The organism is Thiorhodococcus mannitoliphagus (assembly GCF_010915725.1).
Lineage (GTDB): Bacteria > Pseudomonadota > Gammaproteobacteria > Chromatiales > Chromatiaceae > Thiorhodococcus > Thiorhodococcus mannitoliphagus.
The window spans coordinates 1-9,292 of record NZ_JAAIJR010000175.1 but is presented as its reverse complement, the minus strand read 5'-3'; the positions used below and the strand labels follow the sequence as shown (position 1 = coordinate 9,292).

Annotated in this window: 4 protein-coding genes; 2 read left to right on the top strand and 2 right to left on the bottom strand. The window is 62.7% G+C overall.

The window, feature by feature from the left end; genetic code table 11:
* The first annotated feature begins 447 nt into the window (after positions 1-447).
* Both G3480_RS23680 and G3480_RS23675 read left to right on the top strand, forming a co-directional pair.
* On the top strand, positions 448-1,746 hold the full coding sequence (locus G3480_RS23680) for a hypothetical protein (RefSeq protein ID WP_164656701.1): 1,299 nt from the start codon (positions 448-450) through the stop codon (positions 1,744-1,746).
* A 1-nt stretch (position 1,747) separates the two neighbouring features.
* A complete protein-coding gene (locus G3480_RS23675) occupies positions 1,748-2,173 on the top strand; it encodes a type 2 periplasmic-binding domain-containing protein (RefSeq protein WP_206171862.1) in 426 nt (141 codons plus the stop codon).
* A 69-nt stretch (positions 2,174-2,242) separates the two neighbouring features.
* Here G3480_RS23675 and G3480_RS23670 read toward each other — a convergent pair whose 3' ends face one another.
* Together G3480_RS23670 and G3480_RS23665 are read right to left on the bottom strand one after the other, a co-directional pair.
* On the bottom strand, positions 2,243-3,865 hold the full coding sequence (locus tag G3480_RS23670; protein WP_164656700.1) for a diguanylate cyclase domain-containing protein: 1,623 nt from the start codon (positions 3,863-3,865) through the stop codon (positions 2,243-2,245).
* 426 nt (positions 3,866-4,291) lie between these two features.
* Positions 4,292-9,103, bottom strand: a complete 4,812-nt coding sequence (locus tag G3480_RS23665; RefSeq protein WP_164656699.1) for a PAS domain S-box protein — start codon at positions 9,101-9,103, stop codon at positions 4,292-4,294.
* Positions 9,104-9,292 lie beyond the last annotated feature (189 nt).

Here is a 9,292-nt window from a genome sequence, read left to right as displayed (position 1 = left end):
CGTATTTATTTATCGATTCAAGCCAGAATTATAACACCATTTCAGCGAGTTAATGGGCGTATGTCAGGAGTTCTGCAGTGGGAAGTGTCGAAGAAGCCTTGGCCTGGCTGATCACCTTGCGCCAATAGCCGCGACCCTAAACCGTGACTTCCGTCACAATCCTTCCCACTCGGGGCTGCTCGGCGCGATGACGAGCCTAGTCGAGCAGACTCGGCGTGTAATAAGCTCGCCTTCGTGACTTTGGGGGCGATCTTGGATCGCTGCAGGCATGGAAGTCGTAGGGAGCTGGGTTGTGGGGACCGGGGAATCCGAGTCGTGCGATGGAGTCGTTAAGGCCGATGGGCGGGCGGTGCGACTTCTCAAACGCCACCAATTGGCAACAGAGGGGGGGCGGTCGTGTTCCGATGTCGACCGCGAAATCACCTGTCGGGGAGGCCGATCACTGCGGTGTACAAGAGCGCGATCCGGACGCTATGCCTTGGGCTCGATATCCTTGTCGGTCTGCTCCTGACCGGCCTGCTCCTATCTTCGCCGACCGCTGCGGAGGACCTGATTTCCCCGCTCCGTCTGAGCGGATTCGGCACCCTGGGCGCTACCTACAGCAGCGAGGACGACCTGCATCCGCTGCGCGAGTGGGGCCAGCCGGATACCTTCCAGGGACACTGGTCGTGGAGACTGGATTCGCTCCTCGGCGTCCAGGCGAATGCGCGTATCAGCAGTCAACTGGATGCCGCGGTCCAGCTCGTGCTCAAGGAGCGGGCCGAGCAGTCACTCGATGAAAGCACGGAATGGGCCTACCTCGGCTGGCGGCCGAACTCGGAGGCGACCCTGCGCGTCGGGCGGCTCGGTCTCGACTTCTATCTGCTCTCCGACTACCGCAATGTTGGGTACGCCTATCTCTGGGAGCGCCCACCGGTCGAGTTCTACGGTCCGCTGCTGCCGCTCAATTTCGATGGCATCGACGCCGCCTATCGGCTGTCCGTGGCTGGAGGAGACCTCATTGCCAAGGTCTTTCTCGGCCAGACCACACGCACCATTCAACTGCAGCGCTCCGTGGGTTCCGATAACGTGGAACTCAGTCCGCTCTGGGGCGGACGCCTCTCGTTCGAGCGCGGCGCCTGGCGCCTGAGCGCTGGCCTCGCCCAAGTCACCTTCAACGGACAGGTGGGCTCTTTGACACGCTCGGGTCTTCTGCCAGGTCTCGAGAATCCGCTGGTCCAGGCGTTCTGGCCGCAGGCCGGCGATTACGCCTTGGACCTGCGTTACGACGGCAAGTCGGCGACCTTCTATGCAATCGGAGCGGCCTTCGAGGACAGCGACTGGCAGGTCTCCAGCGAGATCGGCTATCTCAGCTCCGAGTGGACGCCGCTGAGCGATATCCTGAGCGCCTACCTCAGCGTCGGTAGGCGCTTCGGGCGTTTCACGCCCTATGCCGTCGTCTCCACCGTCAGACCCCTCGAGGATATCGACCCGGTCGTAGCGCCATCGGCCATCGGCCTAGCCCTGTCTTCTGATTTGCGGACGCTCTATTCCGCCACCGACGGTTTCTATAGCGCGCTCGGCATGGACCAATCGACGCTGAGCCTGGGCACACGCTGGGACTTCCATCGGAACATCGCCCTCAAACTACAGTGGAGCCACAGTCGAATCAGGTCCGGCGACCTCTGGGCGACCGAGCATTCCTTCGAGGCAATCAAAGATAGGGACGTCAACTTCATCTCCGTCAGCCTGGACTGGATGTTTTGAGATGCGTCGATCGCTAGCCACCCTCCTCGCAGCTGCTGGGTCAATCTGGGCCTCGATGGCGCTCGGCGATCTGGTCGTAGTCGTCAATGCGAGCAACCCCGTCGAGCAGCTGAGCCGCAGCGAGGTCGTAGACATCTACATGGGCCGACGAGCGACCTTCCCGGACGGACGGACCGCCCTGCCGATCGATCTCCCCTCGGACTCCCCGCTGCGGGAGGCCTACTATCGGTCGCTCGTCGACAAGACGATCCCTCAGATCAACTCCTACTGGGCACGCCTCTTGTTCACGGGGCGAGCGACGCCGCCGCGAGCCCTTTCCGACCTCGACTCGGTCCTGGAAACCGTCGCAGAGAACAGAGACGCCATCGGCTACGCCGACAGCGATCATCTGCCCCCCGGTGTCAAGGTCGTGCTCACGCTCCAATGAAGATTGGGCGCGTCGCCCCTTCACCCACGGCCGGAGCTCCAATCCCTTCTGTTAGGCCCGCTCACCCTCCTATTCGTCGTTCAGGGCCAAGTCCGAATGCTCGTGGATGACGTAGGTGTTGCGCCCGCGTTTCTTGGCGTCGTACATGGCCTCGTCAGCCTTCTTGAGCATGCGTTCAGGCTGAAAGGTTGAGTGACGGCTCAAGGCGATACCGATGCTGGCCCCGATGTGCGCCTCGCGATTCGCCCCGATCTCGATCGGCCGGCCCACGGCCTCAATGATCTTGCCAGCGATCAACTCCAGCGCCGCCGATGAGTTGTAGGCGCTGATCAGAACGATGAACTCGTCACCACCCATGCGGCCGACGAGGTCGGTCTTGCGCGTCAGTCGCCTCAAGACGCCGGCGACACTGATCAGCACCAGATCGCCGGCGTCGTGCCCGTAGTTGTCGTTCACCTGCTTGAAGAGGTCCAGATCGATGAGCATCAGGGCCAGGCCAGTGTCCGAGGATCTGGCCCCCTGCCGGAGCCTGCCCGCCATCCTGGTTTCAAATCCACGCCGATTGAGCAGTCCGGTGAGGGGGTCCGTCATGGCCACTTCGAGCGCACTATGCTCAGCCTTCTTGCGCTCGGTGATGTCGTTGATGACACCCTGGTAAAGGTCGTCCTCAATCTTGCTCAGGGTTAGATGAAACCAACGGCTCGACTTGCCGTCGCACGTTGCGAGTTTCATGTCGCGTTGGACCGGAGAATCACTGCGGTTGCAGTCGTCGATGAGTGCGCGCACCCGTGAATCATCGTTCTCGAAAAGGACAGGGATGCTGAATCGGGCGCTGCGCGTGTTTGCGACCACAGGCGCGAGCATCTGGTGGAAGGCCGGATTGCAGGACAACAGACTCCCCTTGGTATCGAGCAGGAAGATGCCCGTGGCCGCATGCTCGAAGATGGATCGGAGCTTGCGTTCCTCGACCTCGACCTCGCGCCACAGCGTTCGCTCCTCTTCAAGCAGATCCCATAGACGTTCAATCAAATGGTTGACGTAGTTGACCAACTCCCCGAGTTCGTCGCGGTCGTGGCCGCCCAGATGCGCAAGTTTTTCCCCGTGCTCGGCCGGCAGCATCCGCAAGGCCGCCGCCAACTTCCTCATGGGTCTGGTGATGAAGACATAGACGATCGCAATGACAGCGAATCCGACGGCGAAGGTCTGGATGGACAGCAGGATCCCGATGAAAAGGGATGCATCGGTGACACTCTTCGCGATCTCGGCATGATCGGGCAGTACGAGGATCTTGCCGGCTTGCTCGGCCGGGTCGAAGGGCGAAGCGATCTTCCGCGAGATCGCGTCCTCGGGGACGGATGCACTTGAAGGCTGCCCCCCCTCCTGACCCCTGCGCTGCAGCACCACCAGCGGACCCTCTGAGTCATAGATCTCAACCTGCCTGATGATGCGATTGGACAGCAGACCCTGGGCCACCTCCTTGGCAAGCTCCTTGTCACTGAGAAAGCAGGCGATGCTGGCGGAACGCTCGACGGTGTCGATGAGTTCAAGCAGTTTGATCTGCGACCGCTGGGTCTCACGCTGGATCGCCAGGCTGTTGCCGAACCAGAGCGATATGAGACCGACCGCACCCACCAGCAGCAGAATCCAGAAGGTCGCGCGAAAGGCCAGGCTCGAGGATCGCAGCTTGCGCATGTGGCGTTTCGCTCCCGCGCCCTCAGCGTGCCGAACAGCGACCGTCCGCACTCCTGGCGTTGCATCGGCCAGAGCAGATCAGGCGTTGGTTGATCGACGCCGGACGAAACAGCGGCCGAACGGCGGTCAAGATGATCACAACCTCGGCACCAGGCATGACTGGAGCAGGAGCCGACGACAGCACGTGGAAAATCCTCTTCGGGTGGTTGACACTCGATCTCGCCCTCAAGACGGCCGGCAGGTGTCCGGAGCCTAATGCTCTTCGGCCGCTCGCCGTGCGCGAGCAATAGGTAATCCAAGCCGCCTTGAGGGTCCAGACTGGGACTGAGGCTAGACATAAGTGGAGGCGGGATGTGAGGTCAATGCCCGGAAACATGGCGGACCGAACTCGCAAGAAGCCGTTGCGGGCAGCAGCGGATTAGCTGGCTAGTCCGCATGTTCGATCGCCCTGTCTCGAGCGGCGAGTGCGTTGCGCAGCATGACCAAGGCATCCTGGTATTCGAAAGACTCGATCGCCTTTGCGAGGGGTGCGAACGCGGTCTTGCCCAGGGCCTTCCCAAGCGCGTCCTGATGGTCCGTCAGCAGGGTCTGGGCCTGAGTGTCATCTTGCCGCAGCAAGGTGTCCAGCTCATCAAGCAGGGTCTGCGCAGAGCCAGGGTCGTGAGCATCCGCTGCAGTCGCGAAGGCATCTTCCGGCAACTCGGCCAGCGCGGCCGCAAGCGCGTGAAGCGCTTGGGAGACCTCATCGCGACAGGCGCTCAGTCGATCAGGATCTTCCTTGCGGCGCACTGCCGTATCCAGCAGGCTGGCCGCTTGCTCCAGCGCGCTCAAGCCGAGACTGCCGGCAGCGCCCTTGAGACGATGCGTCACGAGGCGGATCTCATCGACTTCACCTGCGTCGAGTCGTTCACGAATGGTGTCGGCGTCTCCTCCGTAGCTCTTGCTGAAGCTCTGCAGCAGGCGCAGGAAACGCGGCACGTCGCCACCGAAGATGGCGAGGGCGCGCTCTAGCTCGGGCGTTCTAAGAGGCTCGAGCGCGGCGGGTAACTGGTCGGGCGGACTGGGCGCTGGTGCAAAGGTCGCTTCCTGACTTAGACAGTGCCCATCAGTTGTTTCCCGATGCGAGCGATGCCGCCCGAAATCCCCGCTATCCCCCCTTTGCGAAAGGGGGGAAGTTGTTGATGGACACTTTCTTAGCGCATTCCCGGACGCAGGCGGTTGCACCCAGCGAGCCAAAGACGCGAACAAGAGATCGGGATCGACCGGCTTGACCACGAAGTCGTTCATCCCCGCAGCGAAACAGGCACGGCGATCCTCCTCGAAGGCGTTCGCGGTCATCGCCAGGATGGGGATCGCTGCGCCCTTGGGCAGCTGACGAATGGCGCGGGTTGCAGACAGGCCGTCCATGACGGGCATCTGCATGTCCATGAGCACCAGGTCGTAGTCGTGCTGACCAACCTTGCTGACGGCCTCCGCGCCGTTCTGGGCCGTATCCACGTCCAGACCGGCGGCGCTCAACAGCTCCATGGCCACCTCGCAATTGATCGCGTTGTCCTCGACCAGGAGGACGCGCACGCCGCTGTAGCAGGGGCTCGCCGGCGCCCGGGCCAGGGTCGGCGGGGCCTGCTCGGGCATCGTGCCCCGACCGCGCCGCATGCGCACCTCGAGCGAGAAGCGCGAACCTGCGCCAGCTTGGCTTTCCACCTCGAGCTTGCCGCCCATCATCTCGGCCAGATGGCGGCTGATGGCGAGCCCCAGACCACTGCCGCCGTAATGGCGGCTAATGGACGCATCGACTTGCTCGAAGCTCTGGAACAGGCGCGCCTGATCCGCCTCCGAGATCCCGATCCCAGTGTCCTCGACCCTGAAGCGGAGGCGCAGTCCAGCGGCGTCCTCCTCGAGGACATCGGCCTGCACCGACACCTGACCATGCTCCGTGAACTTCACCGCGTTGGTCGCGAGATTGAGCAGCGCCTGGCGCAAACGCAAGGGATCGCCGTGGAGCCAATCCGGGACCCCGTCGCAGTCGGTCTCGAAGATCAGCCCCTTGGCCTTTGCCTGAACCCCGACCACCGAGCAGAGGTGCTCGAAGACGGCGGAAAGCTGAAAGTCTGACTCCTCGAGTTCGAGCTTACCGGCCTCGATCTTCGAGAGATCCAGCACAGCGTTGATGAGGGAGAGCAGATGGGCGGCTGAATCAGCGACGATGCCGAGCCGCGCCTGCTGATCCGGCCGCGCGTCTTGCTGCAGCAGATGGGTCATGCCGACGACGGCGTTCATCGGGGTGCGAATCTCGTGACTCATATTGGCCAGGAAGGCACTCTTGGCCAAACTGGCTGCTTCTGCGGCGACGCGCGCCTGCGCCAGCTCGGCGGTCCGGGCCTCGACCAACTCCTCGAGATGGTTGCGATGCCGCTCCAACTCCTCGGCCAGACGCTTCTTCTCCGTGATGTCCTCCTTGGAGGCGACATAGTGCGTGACACGGCCATCGGGCTGGCGCACGGGATTGATGATGGCGTGCTCGATGAATTCGCTACCGTCCTTGCGCCTGTTGATCAGCTCGCCTTGCCACGGCCGCCCATGGGTCAGCGCGCCCCAGAGGGCGTCATAAGTCTCCTTGGGCGTCTTGTCCGAGTGCAAAATGCGTGGATTCTGCCCCAGGATCTCCTCACGCAGGTATCCCGTGATCTCGACGAAGGCGGCGTTGACGTATTCGATCTCGGCGTCGAGGTTGGTGATGACGATGGCCTCTGGCGTTTGCTCCAGGGCCTGCGCGAGCTTGAGCAGCGTCTCTTCGGCCTGCTTACGCGCCTGAATGTCCTCGACGACGGCGATGAAATAATCCGGCGATTTGTCTTCCTGCAGGGTCAGAGCGACCGTCAGGTTGACCCAGACGATCTCCCCATCCTTGCGGATGTAGCGCTTCTCCATGCTGTAGGAAGTGATCTCGCCGACGAGCACACGTTGCAGCTCCCTGATATCCTTGTCGAGATCCTCAGGATGCGTGATGTCCTGGAAGCGCTTCTCAAGCAGTTCCGCGCTGGAATAGCCGACGATCTCGCACAGCTTGTGGTTGACCCGCAGCCAACGGCCGTCCAGCCCCACTTGCGCAATGCCGACCGCGGCCTGCTCGAAGGTCACGAGGAAGCGCGCCTCGCTGTCGCGTAGGGCCGCGAGGCTGCGCCGCCGCTCCAGCAGGCGCCAAGTCGCATTGATGATGAGCTGAAGGCTCTCGACATCGTTGGCGTCATAGTCATCGGCCTTGTTGCCGACACCCGCGAGCATGACGACCTGATCGTCCTCAACCACAGGCACACTGATGAAGCGTCTCAGCTCGGCATGCCCCTCCGGCAACCCCCGTTTTCCCGCATAGCCGGCGTAGTCGTTGACGACCACCGGGGCACGCTGGCGCAAGGCATCCGCCCAGACGCCAGCCTCCGCGACCGGGTAGTGGCTGCCGTGCTCGGCCTTACAGTAGTGGTCGAGGGTGCGCTGCGACCAGCTGACAAGCTCAATGGTCCGCTGATCCTCGGCGGCAAAGTGCACGAAGGAGATGTGGCTGCCGGTGAGCTCTTCCGCGAGCGCCAAGGCACGCTTGAGGAAGGCTTGCTCGGGCAGGGTCTCGGCGAGCTGCGGCAGCTCCAGCAGCGCCTCGTCACAGCGAGCGCGAAGCTCCAATAGGCGCTCGGCCCGCCACCGCAGCAAGGCGTGCCCGAGGGCCGAGATCGGTGCCTCGAAGGGAAGGATCTCCTCGGCATGCCAGCTGTGCTTGCGCTGTACCAAATCGAAGCCGACAAAGCCCCGATTGGTCGCGTCCTTCAGCAGTGCGATCGCAAACAGCGCGCTGATGTTCTGGGCTCGGAGCTGCTCGCGCAAGCTCGCGTCCGGGATCTGATCGACGTCATTGATGACGATACGCCCCGCCGAGCCAAGCTGATCCCACCACCAGCGCGTCTCAGACAAAGGAATATGCTGCAGACTCGACAACTGCGGCGCGACCCCTTCGGCACACCACTCGTGGGTGTTGCTCGCGTGCAGTCCATCCTCATCCAGCTGGAAAAGATAGGCGCGATCGGCCTTGAGCAACCGGCCCGCGGTTCTTAGCAAGGCATTGATCGCCCTGTCTTGGTCGGTGGCGGAGACACGCATCAGGGCGGCCGTCTGCTCAGCAAGCGCTTGCTGCACCTGTGTCAGCATCCGCAGGCGCGCCGTGCTCAGCACCAGTGCGCGATTGCGATAGAAGAGCAGCAGGCTCAATCCCAAGATGGCGACGAAGGCGAGCGCGCCAGCAATGATCGCGAGCCTGTAGTCCGACCAGAGGTCATCAAGCCCATAGTGCGGCCGTTGGTCGAAGGGCGGCATCCGCAGGCGGCGCAACGCCTGCTCCAACGGCAGGTAGTCGGCCGGCGGCGCGAAGCCGGCAATGTGCGCGCTTTGCGCAACCGGTCCATTCGGATCCAGTGCGTAGAGCGCCGCCATGACGAGACGAACGCTCTGCTCGTCGACCGCCGGCAGCGCAATCAGCGGCCACTCGGGGTAAAGCCGCGTGGAGCTCATGAAGGGATAGTCACTCAAGGCCTGGCGATTGATGATCTTGATCTGGTCCATGTCCAGTCGACCGCTGGCCGCAAGCTCCTCGAGGATCTCGGTACGCACGAAGCCGATATCCGAAACGCCGCTCACGACGCGCTCCACCACAGCGTCATGCGTGCCGGAGACATCCAGCTGATCGGGCGGCGGCGGTGGCAGCCCTGCCTCGTCCAACTCGACGAGTGGCGCAAAATAGCCGCCCATATGATTCGTGTTCGGAATGGCGATCCGCTGACCCTTGAGATCCGCCAGTGTCGCGAGATCGTCACGGTCCGCCCGCGTGAAGATGACCCCGCCAAGGCAGCGCGTCGCGGTGCCGTCGAAGCTGCGTTTGATCAGGGTCGCGATGACGCCAGTGAGATCGTCACGGCTGCGCAGCTGCAGGTAATGGCGCGGGTTGGTTAGCACCAGATCCACCTGACCTTCGTGGACGGCCTGGCCGAGAAGGTCGAGCGGCAGCGCCCTCAGCTCCACGCGGGTGTCCGGCAGTCGCTCGCTCAAATAGTCCGCCAGAGGCTGAAAGCGACGCTGCATCATATCCTGCGGTCGATAGGCATAGACGCCGAGCGTAAGGACGCGCTCCGCCTCCGCGCGGGTCGGCATCGCACACAGCAGAAGCAGGCACAGCAAGGGCGCTAGGCGACTCATAGGCGGCTATTGGGCGTGAATCCTAAGGAATCGGTCATCCATCGAGACACCCATATCATACATCTTGGGCCTAAAGCTTAGGCACAGGTCGCAATGCAAGCATGGCGCGGGTGAGTGCGGCCTCTGAATGATGTCTCAGCAACAGCATTCGGCGCCGAACTGATCAATGCGCTGCCAGAACTGAGTCCA

Bases quoted from the DNA above. Each gene is read 5' to 3' on its own strand.
- G3480_RS23675 (WP_206171862.1), top strand. From the start codon at position 1,748: ATGCGTCGATCGCTAGCCACCCTCCTCGCAGCTGCTGGGTCAATCTGG.
- G3480_RS23670 (WP_164656700.1), bottom strand. From the start codon at position 3,865: ATGCGCAAGCTGCGATCCTCGAGCCTGGCCTTTCGCGCGACCTTCTGG.
- G3480_RS23665 (WP_164656699.1), bottom strand. From the start codon at position 9,103: ATGAGTCGCCTAGCGCCCTTGCTGTGCCTGCTTCTGCTGTGTGCGATG.